Below are 20,120 nucleotides of genomic sequence, written 5' to 3'. Positions count from 1 at the left end.
CGAAATTAAGTTGAAGTCTTTTTTTAACCTCTTCTTCATGAAAAAAAGTTATAATTTAGTTCGCATTGGACATTTTGTCTAATGCGATTTTTCACTTATTTTTCATCAATTCTATTTTGACTAAATACCGAGGTGGTTCCTTTGAATACGGTCGTAAGAGAAGTAGGTAGGAGAGAAAGAAAGTTTTTTGGGAAAGTTCCAGAGAAAACTGAAATATACGAGGATTTAGTGAAAATTCAAAAAGATTCTTTTAGGGATTTTTTAGATAAAAAGATTATGGAAAGCATTAAAAGATATATGCCAATAAAGATACCCGTTAAAGCGAGTGGGAAGAAAAACAAAGAATTTTTGATTGATTTTGTGGATGTAAAGTTTGAAGACTCGTCTTTTAGTGAGAATGAATGTAGGGACAAGGGATTAACTTATGCTGGTAAAGCTTATTTAAAAGTTAGGATAACTGATTCAGCAACAGGTGAAATGATAGAAAAAGACGATATATTCTTGTGTAACATCCCTTATATGACTGAAAGAGGTATATTTATTGTCAATGGAGCAGAAAGGGTAATAGTTAACCAACTCGTCAGATCCCCTGGGGTGTATTTTATAAAAGAAGAAGAGACAGATACTTCTAAAGAAATGTTTATAGCTCACTTTTTACCCATTAAAGGGGCTTGGTTGGAGATACTTTACAACCCTAATCCAGGTAAAGAGGTTCTTCAGGTCAGAATAGACAGAAAAAGAAAATTCAATTTTTTCCTTTTTTTAAGGGCATTGGGATACGAGAATGATTTGGATATATTACGATTATTCCCCAAGGAAATTGATTTAGATGATGAAGTCGAACTGTCAAATTATAACAATTGTACTGTGTTGTCGGACTTATCGTTCCAGGAATTAGATGATATGGATCCCCCAAGAAAATCAACTTACGGTATGAAATTATACGAAGTCTTGGAACTGCTGAAAAAATATGAAATTAAGAGTGTAACAGTAGCTCATCTGGTCGCAGAAATAACGTTAGAAAAGATGAAAAAAAGATATGAAAAAGAAGAAAGATTGACTTCTCTAGAAGCTTACAAAGAAATTTTTTCGAAATTAAAACCTACTGAAATTCCAAGGGCGCAGAAGGCCAAAGAAGAAATAGAAGATATGTACTTCAATCCTGAAAAATTCGATTTTTCGCAGATTGGAAGACAGAAAATTCAGGTAAAATTGAGAAAAGCTTATATTGATTATTTACGAGAGGTTGAAAAAAAGGATATTTCTGAAGATATGGAAGACAAAATAAAATATCCTATTAAAACTTTTGCTGTTGACAAGTTAGACATCATCTTGTCCGCCAGATACTTGCTGCATGTTAAGGAAAATATTGAAGGACTTGACACAAGAGATCATTTGGGTAATAAAAGAGTGAGATCGGTTGGAGAACTCATGCAAATCGAATTTGAACGAGCTTTTTCTAAAATGATTCAGCATGCTCCTGAAAAACTTGCAGGTGTTCAATCAATTAATAAAATAAGTCCTCAATCCCTTATAAATTCCAGATCAATAATGACTGCCTTTCACCAATTCTTTGCATCTAGTCAATTATCGCAATTCTTAGATCAGGTGAATCCTTTAGCTGAGCTAACTCATAAGAGAAGGCTATCAGCAATAGGTCCTGGAGGTTTGAAAAGAGAACATGCTAAATTTGAAGTAAGGGATGTCCACCATTCTCATTATGGAAGGATGTGTCCTATCGAGACCCCTGAAGGTGCGAATATTGGATTAATCACTTCTATGGCAATTTTAGCTAAAGTCGATGAATATGGATTTTTGAAAACTCCTTATTACAGGGTAAAGCATGCAAAAGTTGATTTAAACAATATAGTATATTTGAGTGCTGACGAGGAAGAACTTTATAGAATTGCCCCTGCTTCCGCCGAAATTGGGGAAGATGGTTCTTTAGTAGAAGAGTACATCGAAGCTAGATATTTAGGAAAAGTCAGTTTATTCCACAAAGATGAGATTGAATATATATCAGTCACCCCAAAACAGATTGCCTCTGTATCAGCTGCTCTTATTCCATTTTTAGAGCACGATGACGCAAACAGAGCTTTAATGGGGTCAAACATGCAAAGGCAGGCCGTTCCTCTTCTTAGACCTCAAGCTCCTTTTGTTGGTACAGGAGTAGAATGGTTAGCAGCGAGAGACTCAGGCTATTTGATAATGGCAAAACATAAAGGTATTGTTGATTATGTGGATGGAAGAAAAATTGTAATCACTAGATTGGACGAAGAGAATAACGTTCTAAAAGATTCCAATGACGAACCCTTAAAAGATGAATACACTTTATTAAAATATGTTAGATCGAACCAAGACATGTGTATAAACCAAGTTCCTATTGTTAACGTTGGAGATGTAGTGACAAAAGGGCAAGCCATAGCGGATGGCCCTTCCATGGATATGGGAGAGCTAGCTCTTGGGAGAAATATTTTCATTGGTTTTCTTCCGTGGGAAGGATACAACTTTGAAGACGCAATAGTAGTTAGTCAAGAATTATTAGAAAACGATGCCTTTACATCGATACACATAGAAGTTTTTGAAACGAAAGCTATGGATACTCAATTGGGTCCCGAAGAAATAACTGCAGATATTCCAAATGTCAAAAAAGAACTTTTAAGGAATTTAGATGAAGAAGGTATAGTTAAAATTGGTTCTTACGTATCTTCTGGGGATATCCTGGTAGGAAAAGTTACCCCAAGAGGAGAATCAGATACTACTCCCGAAGAAAAGCTTATTAAATCCGTGTTTGGTGATAAAGGTAGAGACATTAAAGATTCATCTCTAACGGTTCCTCATGGAATTGAGGGAAGGGTTATAGACGTTCAGATCTTTGACAGGAAAGATATTCCTTCTTTAGAAATCGGCGTAAATAAATACGTTAAAGTTTTCATAGCTACAAAAAAGACACTACAAGTTGGAGATAAATTAGCGGGTAGGCATGGAAACAAAGGTGTTATTTCAACCATTTTGAACAAAGAAGATATGCCATTCCTACCAGATGGAACACCTTTGCAAATGTTGCTTTCACCTCTAGGAGTTCCGTCAAGGATGAATATAGGACAAGTTTTGGAACTTCATTTAGGGTGGCTATCGATGTTAACTAACGATTACTACGCCACACCTATTTTTGATGGTGCGACTGAATCTGAAATCATGGATGAATTATCTAAAGTAAGAGAAGAACACGAGTTATATTTAGGCGATGATCCTGATCAGCCCAACGGTAAAATTGTTCTTAGAGATGGTCGAACAGGTGAACCATTCGATTTTCCAGTGGCGGTAGGATCCATGTATATGTTGAAATTGTCCCATATAGCAAAAGATAAAATTCATGCAAGATCGACGGGTCCGTACTCTTTAATTCACCAACAACCATTAGGTGGTAAAGCCCATTTTGGTGGACAGAGATTTGGGGAAATGGAGGTATGGGCTCTAGAAGCGCATGGAGCTGCTCATACCCTAAACGAAATGTTAACTTATAAATCTGATGATATTAAAGGTAGGAATGAAGTTTACAAAGCAATATTAAAAGGAGAAAATCTTCCCGAACCGGGGATTCCTGAAAGTTTTAAAGTTTTAACAAAAGAATTACAAGGACTAATGTTGGATATAAAACTTTACGATGAAGATGGGAATGAGCTAGATGTTGACAGACTCTAATTGATAACTTGAATCTAAGTTTCAACGTTGACGGAGAGTAAAATAAAAATGTACCCTCAAGGAGGGATTTCAATTGGCAAATGTTTCTTCCTTTCAAAGAAAGATTGCTAAGATAAAAATAGGTATAGCTTCTCCTCAAAGTATATTGGAAGCATCAAATGGTGAAGTTAAAAAACCAGAAACTTTAAATCACAGAACAGGTAAACCTGAAAAAGATGGTTTATTCTGCGAAAAGATATTTGGTCCCGTAAAAGATTACGAATGTGCTTGTGGCAAGTATAAAGGGAAAAAGTATGAAGGAACAGTATGTGAAAGATGTGGTGTAAAGGTTGAATCCAAAGAAGCTAGGAGAAGAAAGATAGGTCATATAGAATTGGCAACACCTATTTCTCATATTTGGTATTTAAAGTCTTCTCCATCTATTCTTTCCATCATTCTAAACATTGGTGTGAAAGATTTAGAAAATATCATTTACTACGGTTCAAAAAGAGTTATTGAAAGAGCTTATTTAACGCTTCCTGGTCCTGAAAATGAAAATTTGGGATATTTACCTGGAGAAATATTGTATCAAAGAGAGTATGAAATATACGATGAATATTTAGATTTAAGGGTAGAACCTGCTGTAAAAATAGTTTCAGTTAAGGGTATGCCCGTAGCCGATATAGATGGAAAGGTAGAAATAAAATCAGAACTAACACATACGGAAAGAGAATTGAATTGGATAATAATAAGAGATGATACCGGCGTTGAAAGAAAGTATCCCGTTTTTGAAGGTTCATCAATAATGGTAGAGAATGGACAAGAGGTTGAAAAAGGAACACCTTTAGCAGATAGATTTTTGTTTGAAGAAGATTATCTAACCCAGAAGGAGTACTCCTTATTCTTAGAATACTATCCAGGTTCCATAGAAGTTGAAAGAGATATTGAGCGGGATACACCGATTGTAGTTATCACAGACATAGATAAGAGATTTGCAAAGAGAATAGATAAAAAAATAGGAGATATTTTACTAGAAGATGAAGCAAGAGCCTATGAAGAAGTAATGAAGGTACTAAACTCAAAGATTAAGGAAGAAAGAGAAAACGTAATTGACAAAGAATTAGTATCGGAAATCGAATTTCCCGAAAAGAAATTTGAAAAGGGAACAAAGATCACTCAAGAAGTGTTAAATGAACTTCAAGAATTTGGTGTAAAAGATTTAGTTGCAAAGGAAGAAGATGGAACTGAAAAGATATTTCAAATAAATAGATATGAAAAATTTGAGTATGGTTACGGTGCTGAAGCTATTCAAAAATTGTTAACGAAGATCGATCTTGAAGTATTAAAAGCTCGATTAGAATCCGAATTAGAAAAATTGGATAGAAAAAGTCAGAAGAGTGTAAAAATATTAAGAAGACTGAAACTAGTTAAGGATTTTATCAAATCTGGCAATCAACCTGAATGGCTAATTACAAATATTATACCCGTTATACCACCCGATTTGAGACCTTTAATACAAATTGATGGAGGAAGGTTTGCTGCTACTGATTTAAACGACTTATATAGAAAAGTAATAAATAGAAACAACCGTTTAAGAAAGTTATTAGAAATGGAAGCACCGGAAATTATCGTAAGAAACGAAAAAAGAATACTTCAACAAGCTGTGGATTCACTTTTCTACAATGGACGTGTTGGTAAACCAATGACTGACAGAAATAGAAGGCCATTAAGATCACTCACAGATTTGTTGAAAGGTAAAAAAGGTAGATTTAGAAGGAACCTTTTAGGTAAAAGGGTTGATTACTCCGGTAGAGCTGTAATCGCTGTTGGACCTGATCTTAAGATTCATGAATGTGGATTACCAAAAAAGATGGCTTTAGAACTATTTAAACCTTTCGTTCTTGCAGAGCTGTTAAGAGATTCAAACGTGGCAAGTAAAAGTGCCAGAAAATTCAAAAAAACTATAATAGAAAAGGAAATGCCTGAGGCTTGGGAAGTTTTGGAAGAGGTTATAAAAGGGCATCCTGTTCTCCTAAACAGGGCACCTACCCTACATAGGGTATCTATTCAAGCTTTTATTCCAAAACTAATAGAAGGAAACGCCATAAGGTTACATCCTTTGGTTTGTCCACCGTTTAATGCTGATTTTGACGGTGATCAAATGGCTATACATATTCCCCTTTCCAATATAGCCCAAGCAGAGTCAAAATTTTTAATGTTATCAAGATATAATATTATCTCGCCTGCGAACGGCAAACCATTGTCGATGCCAGGAAAAGATATAATTGCTGGTGCGTATTATTTAACCATGCATGAAGATGAGAAGTTCAAAAATCTAAAGGTGCCTACCAAAGTTTCTGAATTGGGAAAGAATGGGTATGTAAAACACATATTCTCCGAAGATTTGGAAGCTACATATGCTTATGAATACCTAAAAATAGTGGATTCAGATATATATCTTCAAGATGGAAAATTGATATGGAAAAAATCTGATTTACCCCTTCATGAACCAGTTGCGTTTAGATATAAAGATGGTAGTATCCTTAAAACGACTATCGGAAAAATAATTTTTAACGAAGAAGTACCTGAGGATTTAAGAGACTATACACAAAAAATGGATAAAAAGAATCTAAAAGAGCTGATATTTAACACTTTTGAAAAACATGGAATAGATAGAACCGCGGATCTTTTAGATAGTATTAAAGATTTTGGTTTCCATTATGCAACATTATCTGGATTAACCATATCTATACGTGATGTATTAGTTTCTCCTAAAAGGGAGGAATTAATAGAAGAATCTAAAGGAGAAGTTCTCAGAATCGAATCGCTTTATGAAGAAGGTTATTTGACGGATAATGAAAGATACAAAGAAATAATTAAGATTTGGGAAAGCGCCACTGCCAAAGTTACAGAAGAAACAGCGAAAACGTATAGAAAATACACTTTCAATCCAATTTGGATGATGATCGAATCTGGTGCAAGGGGTAACATAGATCAATTGAAACAATTAGCAGGTATGAGAGGATTGATGGCTGATCCATCTGGAAAAATAATTGAAGTTCCTATCACTTCAAACTTTAAAAATGGGTTATCAGAATTAGAATTTTTTACCTCAACACACGGTTCAAGAAAGGGATCAGCTGATACAGCTTTAAGAACATCGACAGCGGGTTACTTAACTAGAAGACTCGTAGATGTTGCTCAAAGCATAACTATCACAGAAGAAGATTGTGGAACAGATAAAGGTATTGAAGCAAGAGAGCTTTGGGCTGACGATTCAAAAATTGAAAATCTTTCAGACTTCTTATTTGGTAGAGTTTTAGCTAAAGATGTTTTGGATCCTGAAACAAAGGAAGTAATTTTTAATCCCCAAGCAGATAAAAAATATGAAAGAGGAATAATCTTAAAAGAGAAAGACGCCCAATTCTTGGCAAATTATGTAAAAGAAATTCCTGTATCGAAGGAAAAAACGATAAAAATTGAAGATATGCCAAAAGATTCCTACTTAGAATCATTAGAAGATGTGCAAGTAGAAGGTAAGGTATTAATCAAAAAAGGTGAAGAAATCACAGAAGAAGCCATAGAAGAAGCATTCTTGCACGGCATACAAAAATTAGATGTTAAAGAATATACTGCAGTAGACTACGTTTACTCTGGAGAAGATCTTAAAGTTGAAATTGATGGAAAAACAGTTACTTTGCTTAAATACCAAGAAAGAATAGACTTAAAGGTTTCTAAAGTTCTCGAAAAACATGGCATAAAAACGGTTACTGTTAGGCCATCTATTTTCATAAGATCGCCTCTTACATGCGAGTCTGAAAATGGTCTTTGTGCAAAGTGTTATGGAATGGATCTTTCGAATTACAAATTAGTCAATAGAGGAGAAGCTGTAGGAATAATTGCTGCACAATCCATAGGTGAACCAGGTACGCAGTTAACTATGAGAACATTCCATACTGGTGGTATAGCCACTACTTCGGATATAACCCAAGGGTTACCAAGAGCTGAAGAATTGTTTGAAGCAAGAAAAAAGACAAAAGGACCTGAAGGTGAATTTTCGAAGACAAAAGGCATAGTAAGAGCCATTGAAAGAGATACTGAAAACAAGAGAGGAAGAAGATTAAAGATAATAATCGAAAATTCAGATGGAGAATTGGAAAGTTATGAAGCTGATTATAGGACGAAAGCAGTTGTAGAAGAAGGAGATAAAGTACTAGCGGGTCAAAGGTTAACAACCGGGAATATAAAACCCAGAAATATACTCAAAGAATTGGGAGTAGGACCTTTGGCAAATTATTTGCTAAGTGAAATAAAGAAAATATATGCTGAACAAGGTGTTGACATACATGATAAACACTTTGAAATAATAATTAGACAGATGATCAACAAAGTGGAAATTATAGACGGTGGAGATACCGACTTCATGCCGGGAGATTTAGTAAGTTATGGTAAGGTGCAGAAAATCAACGAGGAAATATTGGAAGAAAACTCCTATATAACAGAAAACAGAGAATTAGTAGTTGGTAAAAAATTGGCAAAGAGGGTTATAATTCCTGCCGAGGATGAAGAAGAGGAAGAAGATAAGATCTTTGAACAAGGAACAGAGATAACTGAAGAAATTTTAAACCAAATTATCGAAACAAACATTAAAGAGATTGAAGTATATGAAGAATATAAAGAGATTACAACTGAAGAGGGTAAAACTCATCTAGTAGGCACATCCAAAAAATATCTTATAAATCCAAAAGATACGATAAAATATGAACGTAGGTTGTTAAGAATCACAAAGGCTTCTTTAGAAAGGGAAGGATGGCTTTCAGCTGCTTCATTCCAGCAAACTGTACAAATACTAACAGAGGCAGCTATAGAAGGTAAAGTAGATAGGTTGAAAGGATTAAAAGAAAACGTGATAGTAGGACAACCTATCCCAGCAGGAACAGGTTTGAAGTTGTACGCGGATCAAAATTACGAAGTTGTTCAACCTGAAAAAGAAGCTGAAGCTGCACAAGAAAAATCTGTCGGGTAAAAAAATAAAAATAGTAAAAATAAAATAACCGGTACTGTTTTAAAACAGTACCGGTTATTGATTTATCTATTGGTTAGAAAAAGCGTTTTGTATGTACAATCCTTGTGCGTTCAATTGTTGAATGGCTTGTTCCATAGCTGAGAACTGGGCATAATATTGTGCTTCTTTTCTTTGAAGCCTGTCTAATAGGTTGGTCATTTCATTTGCTAGTCGTCTCATCTCGTTACCTATGGTGCCGTTCGTTCCGGCAATTTGATCTATATAGCCATTGAACTTAGTTACTTCATACAAATAATTCTGAACAGATTGAGCGTAACCATATTCTTTATTAGTTGTATCGTTTGTTGCAAACAACTTCCAAACATCTTCAGCATTAGTATTCAAAGCCTCTCTAAGTTTATCTTCATCGACGCTCAATAGTCCTTTCATTGTATTCTCATAACCAGCCCCTAAATCTCCTGAGGTTATGCCAATATCAAAAAGCGCATTATATTGAGAACCAGACTGTTCTATATCTACAGGTGAGTAAACCATATTTCTTAAATTATAAAATATTTTCTCTAGGTTATTATCTCCTTTTAGCATCCCTTTCATATAATCCTCTTCTGTCATCTCTTCTGTAGGTTTATCGGTAACTTGGTCTTCATGCAATAAATCGTATACATAAGTAATCGTTTCGTTGTACTTATCGACAAATTCTTTTATACTTTCAACACTCTTATCTATGTCTTGTTCTATAGAAACTTTTACGTAACCACTAGAGGTTGATTTTAAATCGATTGTTGTACCGAAAATGTTCAAAGTGTTTTCTGTCAAGTTGTCATAAGTGGTGATAGTTGTACTTCCATCAAAAGACAATTCAACCTGTCCCAAACTTCCCAGGGTCATAACGGTATTATCACTGTCTGCTGTAGCTGTTCCGTTTAAATTCAGTGCCGTAATTAAGGTTTCACCATTAGAACCCGAAGTGGCAGATACACTGATATCAATACTCCCATTTTCTTTGTTGACTATAAAAAATTTACCGTTCGCATCGTCAAATTTTGCTTCTACTCCCAAGATTGAAGCATTTATTTTGTCTATGAGGTTTTGTATTGTTTCACTGTCTGAAACAGTTATAGTATCAGAATTAGTTCCTTTTGTGATGGTAAAAGTTGAATCACCTGTTGTACCTATAACATCCCCTATCGTTGAACTTTTTTTAATCGTTGAATCAATATTTTCCCCCAAAAGAACGGTAGGAGAAGCCAAAGAATTAACTTTCAGGTAAAAAGTTGAATTATCGGCATCTGCAGGAGCTGTAGCGGTTAGTACACTTTCGTCGGAAGAAGTGGCACTTTTTGGGATCAAATTACTCTTCAATTTGAAAGTGATCAAATAATCATAAAAATCCTCCAATTTGTTGTCAACTTCCATCCAAAGATTTTGTTTGTAGGTTAGGGTATTAAATTTTTCTTGAGTTCTATTTAAAGGTTGTTGTTCTACTTCCATTAATTTTTGCACCATTGCTTGTGTATCCATTCCGGAAACGGCGCCGGTTAATTGAAAAGTACCAACATAAGGATTGCTATCCATAGTCTTCACTTCCTTTACATTCTTTCTTACCTATTCATTATCGACTTATCTTAAGAAAACTTTAACGAATAATTTGGTCATACTATTGATTCATTTAATTAGTTCTTTATGGAAGTTGTTGTATCCTAAAGGAAATACCTTAAAAATTATAAAAAGAATAACCTTTTTATATAATTTTAAATTACCTTGGCAAAAATTGTATGCTATAATAGCTAAAGACCCCAAAAAATAAATAATAAACGGAGGTAAGAGATGACCGTTCTAAGTGGAATGAGAGCTACAGGTAAATTACACATAGGAAACTTTGTGACCTTAGAAAATTGGGTAGAGATTCAAAATAAATCAGACAAAAATTTTTTCTTCGTCGCTGATTGGCATGCTTTGACCTCTCATTATGATACACCTGAAATAATACAACCTTCTACTTTTGATATAATAAGGCATTATGTGGCTGTAGGACTGGATCCTAAAAAAAGCGTTTTATTTGTTCAATCAGCCATAAAAGAACACGCAGAACTTTATTTAATTTTTAGCATGATAGCATCTGTTTCACGACTGGAAAGAATACCAACCTATAAAGAACAAATAAGCAACATATCAACTAGAGATTTAACTAACTTAGGCTTTTTGGGATACCCCGTTTTACAAGCTGCAGATATTTTGATATATAAAGGGGATAGTGTGCCTGTTGGTGAAGACCAAATTTACCATTTGGAATTCACGCGAGAAATCGCCAGAAAGTTTAATATGAAGTACAAAGAAATATTTCCTGAACCACAACCGATTATTTCCAAAGTGCCGAAACTCCCTGGTACAGATGGAAGAAAAATGTCTAAAAGCTACGGTAATGTTATAAACATAGAAACTAACGAGAAAGAGTTGAAAGAGAAAATTTTGCCCATGATGACCGATCCAGCAAGGATAAGAAGAACAGATCCTGGTAATCCTGAAAAATGCCCCGTGTGGGATTACCATAAGGCATTTACTAAATCTCAAGATGAAAAAGATTGGGTGTGGAATGGTTGCACCACAGCCGGGATCGGGTGTGTTGACTGTAAAAAGTTGTTGATCAAAAACATGAAAGAAAGACTTGAACCAGTTTGGGATAAATTAGCTTCTACTTCTGTGGAAGATGCAATAGAAATAGCTGAAGATGGGAACGAAAAGGCAAGAAAGGTTGCCAGCCAAACTATGCAAGAGGTTAGAGAGAGTTTACATTTAAGATGGTAAGGAGGAACGTATAATTAACTTTAACTATGTTGATATAAAATTAGACATATTTTCTGGCCCTTTTTTTAAACTCGTTGAATTAATAAAAGAAAAAAAGATTGAAGTTAGAAAAATATCTGTCAGTTATATCTCAGATATATTCGTTGATTACGTCAACGATAACTTCAATGACCTAAACTCCATAGGAGAATTTTTAGAACTAGCATCTTATTTGACTTTTTTGAAGTCCAAAGAGCTTCTCCCAAATTCCAATAACGATAAAGAATTTAGAAAACATAGAGAGATCATATATGAGACCATTGAAAATTATGACGTTATCAAAAAAGCTCAAGAGATCATAAAAAAAGATTTTGGTGAAGATAAGAAAAAAACTATTAGAGTAAAGAATAAGGCTTCAATAGAAAAAGAGATCATTGAAAATCAGTTAGTAAAGTTCTTCGATGATTACATTACAAAACAAAAAAAACTCGAAATTATCCGAGATACTTATCGTGTTGAAGATGCGATAGAAATGCTAGAAAAAAAGGATGAATTTAATATTCTAGATCTTTTCGAATATTCTCAACATAAAAAGATGAATTTTTTGGTAATGTTTTTAGCTTCCCTAATTTTGGTAAACCGTGGTTTTTTCAAATATGAAAAAGGTCTCTTTATTAAACTTAGTTCGCAAAATCTTGGAAGTGATTTGAATGGCTGAAAGTAAAATAGATGTAGAAATTCGAATGATAGAAGCATTAATTTTTTCAACTCCTAACGGTGTATCTTTCAAAGAGATTTCCAAGCGTTTAAAGATAAAAGAAGAAGAATTGAGGCACTATCTTGAAGAAATAGAATTGCATTATATGGGCGACCAACACGGTGTGGAATTGATAAAAAACGGCAACAAATACAGATTTGAAATAAAACCAGAAATAAAATCTATGATCTTTCCAAATCCTCGAAAATTAGAGTTAACACAAACTCAATTCGAAGTATTAGCTATACTGTTTATGAATGGAGATAGCAGGATTGTTGAAATAGAACAAATCAGAGGTAAAAATAGTTATTACCAACTAAAGAAGTTAATGGAATACGATTTAATTAAAAAAAGTAAAAAGAAAAACCGTGCATACTACCATCTTACAGAAAAATTTTACGAATTCTTACCGGATAAAACGTTGAAAAAATTGGAGGAAATGAAGAAAAATGAAGTTACAAAAGGCTCTTCAAATAATTTCTCTGAGTAGAAGGCAATCCTCGGAATACATCTTAAAAAAAGGCGTGAAAGTCAACGGTAAATTGGTTAAAGAACCATGGTATGAATTAAAAGAAAATAATTTCATAGAATTTAACAATAAAAAATATGGTCTTTCCGATCTACAAAAGAAAGCTGAAAATAAGGTTTATTACCTTCTGAACAAACCCAAGGGAATTCTGTGTACCTTTAAAGATGATTTTGGTAGAAAAACAATAAATGATTTGATTAAAGGAAAGATCGAAGAAAGAGTTTTTTACGTAGGCCGGCTTGACTACGATTCAAGCGGCCTTTTACTTCTAACAAACGATGGAGATTTAGCCAATTATTTGTTAAGACCTGAAAATAAGGTCACAAAAGTTTATGAGGTATTGGTAAAAGGTTCACCGTCAAAAAAGGAATTACAAATGTTGGAAGAAGGTATCACACTTGAAACCGGGTATAAAACGATGAAATCCAAGGTAAAAATTTTGAAAAAACAAAAAGATCTATCCCTTTTACAAATCAGTTTAAACGAAGGCAAAAAAAGGCAGATAAAACTCATGATAAAAGCTTTAGGTTATAAAGTTATAGAATTAAAAAGGATCAAGTTTGGGCCATGGAGTATCAAAGAAGTTCCTAAGCCTGGGAATATAAAATCCTTGGGAAGTATGGAAGAGGTGAAAAATAGACTTTTATCAGACTTTTAATAGGTAATGAAACTAGGGGAGAATAAAACAATGAGGACGCTGATGCGTCCTCATTGGATGGGCCGAAATATCAATCATGATGTTTCGGGGGGATGGGTATTTTTATTATAGCCGACTATTATTAAGGCTCGTATTCAAAAAAATTAAATTATTTTGCATTTTCTTCTCATTTAGAAAGAAAGTATTATCAAGTTAATTTTAAAAATTTTAAAAAAGAATTAAACTTGAGAAAAATATGGTATAATTTGTTGATTCAAATAAATTACAGTTTTTTCGGAATTTTAAAAAAATAAATTTGGGGGTGAAAGAAATGAAAAGGTTTTATTATGTATTTTTGTTGTTAGTTGTAAGTATGTTCCTGTTTACATCCTGTGCACTTCAAGAGATTGAGATAAAAGCTGATCCCACGCTTCAAGTACCTATTGCGACTGAAAGCATTTTAATGTCCGATTTAGTGGATACTGAAGATATTGTAAGTAGTTTAAGTGAAAGTTTTGGTGAAGATGCCACCGTCACACACAAATCTTATAATCCCTTAACTTATGGGGTAGATTTGGAAATATTTAGTGGAGGAGAAATTTTGGCTAAGCTCCCTGGATCTCCCATTGATTTTAGTCTCGTTCCCGTCGCATCTTACGATTTAGTTACATCAGTCGCTTCCATAACGTTAGCATCTTTTTCAAGTGGTGATTTGGGGATCTTAGAGGATATTGAATTAGCTTCCCTTCCTGCAACTCTTGTAGTAAGAAATGCAACAGGGGTAACGGTTAAAGCCACATTAACTTCAGGAGATACTTCAAAAAAAATCACATCAGGAGATAAAACTGACTTAGCAGATCTTTTTAATGTTGAAAATGATTTGATGTTAGAATCTATGTCAATAACTTTTGATGCAGGATTTTCAGCTGATGCATCGACCACTATAGCACTCTTGGTGGATTTTCCTTTTGAATTCACAATAAACCAAGACTTAGAATTGTTTACAAATAAAGATGAAGTTGGCGATGAGGATATCTTTGGCAGAGGTGAAGAATCTGGTGATGTTTTGGACGATATACTTGATGGAATAGAATCATTTAAGCTTCACATGGATTACGACAACACTACAGGATTGCCTTTAAAGATGGAAGTTCAAGGATGGGATGTTGAAAAGAACCAACCTACTGAATCAGAACCTGTGACGGGTGTGGTAACAGACGGTGAAGGTAAAACTGTTGAATTTGATTTAACAGACCTCATTGGAGATATAAAAGATACGGTTCCTTTCAATTTGGTATTCACCGTAAAATTGCCGAAATCAGAGACAGAAACTTATTCATTGAATATGGGTGGAAGTTTAGTTCTTCGCATTTGGTTGGATCTTGATACAGACTTATCAATACCAATTACTTTAGGCGCACAATAAAGGAGGGGATGACTATGAAAAAATTGTTTATAATATTGCTAATAGTTTCTTCGGTTTCTTTGATCATTTTTTCAGAAGGATTGAGATCTTTTGATAGTAGTTTGAATCCCATTTTGTTAGAATCGATAGGTAAAAGAAATTATTTTGAAATTGAGCTTTCTCCAGATATAATGGTCTATCAAAACGCTTACAAAGTAGCAGACCTTTTACCCATGTTGACCGCTACAAAGTTTACCGTTGATTTCGACGATATATATGCCTCCTTAGGAGCGGATGATTTATTCTTTATAACCAATGATAATGTTGAAGGTCACTTAGTAGTAAATATCTTTGATTTGGGTGTTGGGGTTGTACTCAATGGGGATTTAAAAAGCGATTTGACGGTACCAAACGATTTGATAGATCTTATCGCCAATGGTAATGAAATAGATACACCTGACGAAGGTACGATGGTGTTTAACTTAGATTCATCTTTTAAAGCAGGTGCGTACGCTTCTTATAATTTTGATGGTATGTCGGTTGGGTTGGTTTACAACTTATTCTTGCCCATAGTCTATACCAAAGAATCAAATACAAATATTGGATACGTATTTTCTACAGATACAGTGGAAGGAACAACAACGGCGGAGTTGAACATGAATGTTGATTTGTACTCTCCTTTTAACAGTGATGAGCTTGACAGTATAACGTTTAACACCATAACAGATAAATTTTTAACCGATGCAGGACATTCCATAGATGCAGGTGTAACCTTTGGAGAGATTAAAAATCCTGTTGTGGGAATCGCGGTAAAAAATATAATGGTTAAACCTGCAAAGATTTCTTACAAGATTTCTTATCAAGAAACAATTAGTGTTTTGGGTGAAGATGATGAAGATTCCGATAGTTCAACACCTACGGAAGTTCTCGTAGATGAAGAATATTTATATCCCATGAGTGTTACAGGATTTTTTAGGATACCGGTAGTCTTCCTTGATATTATTCCATACGGAGAGTTCTATGTGGATAATCAAAAGATCGACTGGGGTGTACAAGCTAAAACTTCTCTTTTCAATTTTATACCCTTGTCAGTTGGTGTTGAAAATTATTATGGTTACTGGAACACATTTTTAGGTTTTGGGATAAATAGCAGAATTGTTGAAAGTAGAACGGAGTTATCTCTTACTGCAAAGGATCTTGAAAAAATTTTTGATTTGAACGGCTTTACATTCAAATCCAGTTTCGCCATAGGGTTTTAAAAACAATGGTTTAAACAAACATAAAAAAGGGCGCTTAGCGCCCTTTTTTTGTAAGTATCTTGATGAATGTAGTATAATAGAAAAGAATCAATAGAGTTAAATTTTGTAATGAACTAGGCAAAAGGACTCTATCTATAAAACTTTCAGATTGTTTAAAGATAGTAAATATCTAGTAACTGTGAGGAGCAATATGAGTAGGCATATCTATAGGCTAAGGGGAATGAATTTGGATAAACTTATAGAACTTGCACAAATAGGGGACAACCAAGCCCTGGGCATAATTCTTGAAAAGTTTGAACCTATGGTGAAATCTATTGTTGGAAAGTATTATGGTACATGGCTGGAATTCGAAGACTTTTTACAAATAGGTTTGGTAGGTTTAATTCAAGCGGTATATAATTTCAGAAAAGATGCAAACGCTAAATTTTCAAGCTTTGCCTATATGAATATCTCTTCAGAGATTAAGTCTTTTGTCACCTACTTGAACAGAAATAAGCATAAAGTTTTAACAGAAGCTGTAAGTATGGAAAACACAGACGACGAATTTACAGAAAATGCCGATTATTATATAGAAAGCGTTGATTCTGAAAAGAAGGATTTTCTCCAGGAATACTTTTTATCAAAGAGTCTTGAACAACTCGAGTGCAACGAAAGGGAGATTGTTGAATTATGGATAGATGGATACTCATATCAAGAAATAGGGGATAAAATGAAAATAAATACAAAAAAGGTCGATAACACCATCCAGAAGATAAAAAAAGTTTTCGCAAGAAATATAGAAGAATACAATAATATAGCGGAGATGTTTGGAGGTAAGTATGAAATTTAAGATAACTATCTTTGTGGTAAGTTTAGTAGCAATAGTTTTATCCATTGTCACAGAGATTAGAGTGATAGAACTTAGGAGGGATCTGCAAAGTCAATTCAATCGATTAAATTCAACAGTCAATGAAAAATTGGAGACTCAAGAAAAAGAGATCACTAATCTCAATAGATATTTTGAACCAGATGGTGTGGTTGAAAAATTCATAGTTTCAAACAACTTTTTAGAAAAAAATCTAAACGATCTGGACAAAATTATCACTAATTTAGATGAACCATCAGATGCCGGTTACATTCAGATATATATTATAGGTTCTTCCGATGTGTGGGTGGCGTTTAGAAATCCAGAGGGTAGATACATCTTTCAAGGAAATTTAAAACCAGGGTTGAATCCATACAAATTTTACTTTTTTAAAGAGCCTTCCATCGAAACTCAATATACCTATACACTTCCTTTTAACGCTTCGTTTAGGAGTGGAGTACCTGAAAATACCTTTTTTTTGATAAAAGAACCTGGTCAATACAGACTTATCAAACATCCCGATAAAGAAATTTCAAACATAATGGAAGATTTAAACCTCTATATTCCAACGGTTACAGGAAAATAGTCAATTGTGGTATAATTAACAAAAGAGAAATCATAGATAGCATTGGAGGAATGACTATAGATGGAAAAAACTTACAACCCACAAGAGATAGAGAGAAAATGGCAAAGAAACTGGCAAGAAAAAGATGCTTTTAAAGTGTCGAATGAAGAGTACCATAAAAAATATTATGATTTGGTAATGTTTCCTTACCCTTCGGGGACGCTACATGTTGGTCATGTAAAAAACTATGTTATTGGCGACGTTATAGCTAGGTACAAAAGGATGAGAGGGTACAATGTCATGCATCCATTTGGTTTTGATGCGTTTGGGTTGCCTGCAGAAAATGCTGCGATAGAAAAGGGGAACATTCATCCTGAAGATTGGACTATGCAAAACATCAATATCATCAGAAATCAAATTAAAAAGTTAGGTATTAGCTATAATTGGGAAAGAGAAGTTATAACGTGTAAGGAAGATTATTACAAATGGACACAATGGATTTTTTTACAATTGTATAAAAATGGATTGGCTTACAAGAAAAAAGCACCTGTTAATTGGTGTCCAAACTGCAAAACCGTTCTTGCGAATGAACAGGTTGTTAACGGAAAATGTGAAAGATGCGGAACCGTTGTGGAAATAAAACAATTAGAACAATGGTATTTCAAAATAACAGACTACGCTGAAAAGTTACTGTATGATTTGGAAAAATTGAGTGGATGGCCTGAGAATGTCAAAATAATGCAGAAAAATTGGATAGGTAAAAGTGTAGGAGCAGAAGTAGAATTTAACCTTGATAATGGCAAAGGAAGCTTGAGAGTTTTCACTACCAGGCCTGATACCTTGTGGGGGGTTACCTTCATGGCATTAGCTCCCGAATCACCTCTTGTAGAGGAGTTAACAACTCCAGAAAATAGTGAGAAAGTAAATCAATTTTTGCAAAGAGTAAGTTTGCAAGATAGGTTTAAAAGAACCGCTGAGGGAGCTGAAAAGGAAGGTGTTTTCACTGGAAGTTACGCAATAAATCCTGTGAATGGAGAAAAGATTCCTATTTACGTAGCGAATTATATTTTGTATGAATATGGTACCGGAGCGATTATGGCTGTTCCCGCACATGATCAAAGAGACTTTGAATTCGCGAAAAAATACGATCTTCCAATAAGAATTGTTATTATGCCGGAAGGTGACGAGTTGACTGAAGAAAATCTAGAAAAAGCCTACATTGGTGAAGGGGTTTTGGTAAATTCTGGAGAATTTACAGGGTTAGATAATCAAACAGCAATTAGGGAAGTCTCTCAATGGTTAGAAGACAAAAAGATCGGAAAAGTTGTCACTCAGTACAAATTGAGAGATTGGCTTATATCAAGGCAAAGGTACTGGGGAGCTCCTATTCCCGTTGTATATTGTGAAAAATGTGGGGTAGTTCCTGTGCCTGAAAAGGATTTGCCCGTAAAACTTCCTAGAGATGTCGCGTTTGAGCCAACCGGCAAAAGTCCTTTGATCGATCATCCCGATTTTAAAGAAACAACATGTCCAAAATGTGGTGGAAAAGCCAAAAGAGAAGTTGATACAATGGATACCTTTGTGGATAGCTCCTGGTATTATTTGAGATATGTGAATCCAAAGCTAGAAGACAAACCTTTCAATAAAGAAGATGTAGATAATTGGTTACCTGTAGATCAGTATATAGGTGGAGTGGAACATGCAATATTACACTTACTTTATTCAAGGTTCATTACCAAAGTTCTGAAAGATCTTGGCTATGTTAGTTTTGATGAACCATTCAAAAATCTTTTTACTCAGGGTATGATATACAGGAACGGGGCTAAGATGTCTAAATCAAAAGGTAACGTTGTGTCTCCTGAAGAAATGATAGAAAAATATGGCACTGATGCCTTGAGAACTTACATTCTTTTTATGGCTCCTCCCGAAAGGGATGCAGAATGGAATGATTCAGGCATAGAAGGGACATATAGATTCTTGAATAAGGTTTGGAATACGTACATGAAAATACAGGACAAGATAATTCATCTTGAAAATAAGCCAAATTATCCTTTGAAAAATAAATCTGAAAAGGATTTAAGAAGAAAGTTGCATCAAACTATTGAGAAAATCACGAGCGATATAGAAGGCAATTTTCAATTTAACACTGCTGTAAGTTCCCTTATGGAACTTTTGAATGAATTAAACTCATATCTAAATAACACGGACGATAAAGATTGGAACCTCAACTTACTAAAAGAATTTTCTGAAGATTTTGTATTGATGTTATCTCCTATTGCCCCTCATATAAGCGAAGAATTATGGAAGAATTTTGGAAAAGATGAGTTCATATTTAAAGCAAGTTGGCCTGAGATCGATAAAAATGCGTTAAAGGCCGAAGAAATTACGCTAGCCGTACAAATAAATGGGAAATTGAGAGCTCAGATAACGGTTGATGTTAGTTTAAACGAAGATGAAGTAAAAAGTTATGCCTTAGAAGATGACAAAGTTCAAAAATATATCTCTGGTAAAAAGATACAAAAGATCATTTATGTTCCAAAAAAGATTATAAACATAGTTGTCAAATAAGAAATATCAAATAGGAGGTGAAAAAAGTTTTTCACCACATTATATGAGCGAGTTATTAATAC

At 34.3% G+C, this 20,120-nt stretch carries 12 protein-coding genes; 11 read left to right on the top strand and 1 reads right to left on the bottom strand.

Annotated features, from left to right (window positions below):
* The first annotated feature begins 141 nt into the window (after positions 1–141).
* Positions 142–3,705 carry a DNA-directed RNA polymerase subunit beta gene (rpoB, locus tag PMOB_RS01830; protein WP_012208204.1) on the top strand — a complete coding sequence of 1,188 codons (3,564 nt, stop codon included), beginning with the start codon at positions 142–144 and terminating at the stop codon, positions 3,703–3,705.
* Positions 3,706–3,778: 73 nt separating this feature from the next.
* Positions 3,779–8,710 (top strand): DNA-directed RNA polymerase subunit beta', encoded by a 4,932-nt coding sequence (locus tag PMOB_RS01825; protein ID WP_012208203.1) that lies wholly within the window; start codon positions 3,779–3,781, stop codon positions 8,708–8,710.
* Between the two features lie 66 nt (positions 8,711–8,776).
* On the opposite strand, the gene fliD is transcribed toward PMOB_RS01825, so the two are convergent.
* Complete coding sequence (gene fliD / locus PMOB_RS01820; protein WP_012208202.1) at positions 8,777–10,285, bottom strand: flagellar filament capping protein FliD; 1,509 nt, start codon at positions 10,283–10,285, stop codon at positions 8,777–8,779.
* A gap of 252 nt (positions 10,286–10,537) precedes the next feature.
* Here fliD and trpS point away from each other — a divergent pair, with 252 nt between their 5' ends.
* From trpS to leuS, 9 genes are all read left to right on the top strand, one after another.
* Positions 10,538–11,515, top strand: coding sequence for a tryptophan--tRNA ligase (trpS, locus tag PMOB_RS01815; RefSeq protein WP_012208201.1), 978 nt, complete (start codon positions 10,538–10,540; stop codon positions 11,513–11,515).
* A gap of 10 nt (positions 11,516–11,525) precedes the next feature.
* A complete protein-coding gene (locus PMOB_RS01810; RefSeq protein ID WP_081429172.1) occupies positions 11,526–12,212 on the top strand; it encodes a segregation and condensation protein A in 687 nt (228 codons plus the stop codon).
* Positions 12,205–12,741: an SMC-Scp complex subunit ScpB gene (gene scpB / locus PMOB_RS10140; protein ID WP_012208199.1), complete on the top strand. Its 537-nt coding sequence runs from the start codon at positions 12,205–12,207 to the stop codon at positions 12,739–12,741. The genes PMOB_RS01810 and scpB overlap by 8 nt, the downstream gene beginning before the upstream one ends.
* A complete protein-coding gene (locus PMOB_RS01800) occupies positions 12,701–13,438 on the top strand; it encodes a pseudouridine synthase (protein ID WP_041534012.1) in 738 nt (245 codons plus the stop codon). The genes scpB and PMOB_RS01800 overlap by 41 nt, the downstream gene beginning before the upstream one ends.
* A 310-nt stretch (positions 13,439–13,748) precedes the next feature.
* The gene (locus PMOB_RS01795; RefSeq protein ID WP_012208197.1) at positions 13,749–14,843 is read left to right on the top strand and encodes a hypothetical protein; all 1,095 of its coding nucleotides are present in this window, start codon (positions 13,749–13,751) and stop codon (positions 14,841–14,843) included.
* 14 nt (positions 14,844–14,857) lie between these two features.
* A complete protein-coding gene (locus tag PMOB_RS01790) occupies positions 14,858–16,081 on the top strand; it encodes a hypothetical protein (protein WP_012208196.1) in 1,224 nt (407 codons plus the stop codon).
* A gap of 220 nt (positions 16,082–16,301) precedes the next feature.
* Positions 16,302–16,910, top strand: a complete 609-nt coding sequence (locus PMOB_RS01785; protein WP_041534217.1) for a sigma-70 family RNA polymerase sigma factor — start codon at positions 16,302–16,304, stop codon at positions 16,908–16,910.
* On the top strand, positions 16,900–17,511 hold the full coding sequence (locus PMOB_RS01780; protein ID WP_012208194.1) for a hypothetical protein: 612 nt from the start codon (positions 16,900–16,902) through the stop codon (positions 17,509–17,511). The genes PMOB_RS01785 and PMOB_RS01780 overlap by 11 nt, the downstream gene beginning before the upstream one ends.
* A gap of 60 nt (positions 17,512–17,571) precedes the next feature.
* Positions 17,572–20,058, top strand: coding sequence for a leucine--tRNA ligase (leuS, locus tag PMOB_RS01775; protein WP_012208193.1), 2,487 nt, complete (start codon positions 17,572–17,574; stop codon positions 20,056–20,058).
* The last annotated feature ends 62 nt before the right edge of the window (positions 20,059–20,120 follow it).

This window comes from Petrotoga mobilis SJ95 (assembly GCF_000018605.1).
Lineage (GTDB): Bacteria > Thermotogota > Thermotogae > Petrotogales > Petrotogaceae > Petrotoga > Petrotoga mobilis.
The sequence above is the reverse complement of the archived record's forward strand: the minus strand, read 5'-3'. Positions and strand labels throughout refer to the sequence as shown.

Excerpts from the sequence above, each read along its gene's own strand:
- PMOB_RS01800 (WP_041534012.1), top strand. The coding sequence starts at position 12,701 with ATGAAGTTACAAAAGGCTCTTCAAATAATTTCTCTGAGTAGAAGGCAA.
- scpB (WP_012208199.1), top strand. The coding sequence starts at position 12,205 with ATGGCTGAAAGTAAAATAGATGTAGAAATTCGAATGATAGAAGCATTA.
- leuS (WP_012208193.1), top strand. The coding sequence starts at position 17,572 with ATGGAAAAAACTTACAACCCACAAGAGATAGAGAGAAAATGGCAAAGA.
- PMOB_RS01780 (WP_012208194.1), top strand. The coding sequence starts at position 16,900 with ATGAAATTTAAGATAACTATCTTTGTGGTAAGTTTAGTAGCAATAGTT.
- PMOB_RS01785 (WP_041534217.1), top strand. The coding sequence starts at position 16,302 with ATGAATTTGGATAAACTTATAGAACTTGCACAAATAGGGGACAACCAA.
- trpS (WP_012208201.1), top strand. The coding sequence starts at position 10,538 with ATGACCGTTCTAAGTGGAATGAGAGCTACAGGTAAATTACACATAGGA.
- PMOB_RS01790 (WP_012208196.1), top strand. The coding sequence starts at position 14,858 with ATGAAAAAATTGTTTATAATATTGCTAATAGTTTCTTCGGTTTCTTTG.
- fliD (WP_012208202.1), bottom strand. The coding sequence starts at position 10,285 with ATGGATAGCAATCCTTATGTTGGTACTTTTCAATTAACCGGCGCCGTT.
- PMOB_RS01795 (WP_012208197.1), top strand. The coding sequence starts at position 13,749 with ATGAAAAGGTTTTATTATGTATTTTTGTTGTTAGTTGTAAGTATGTTC.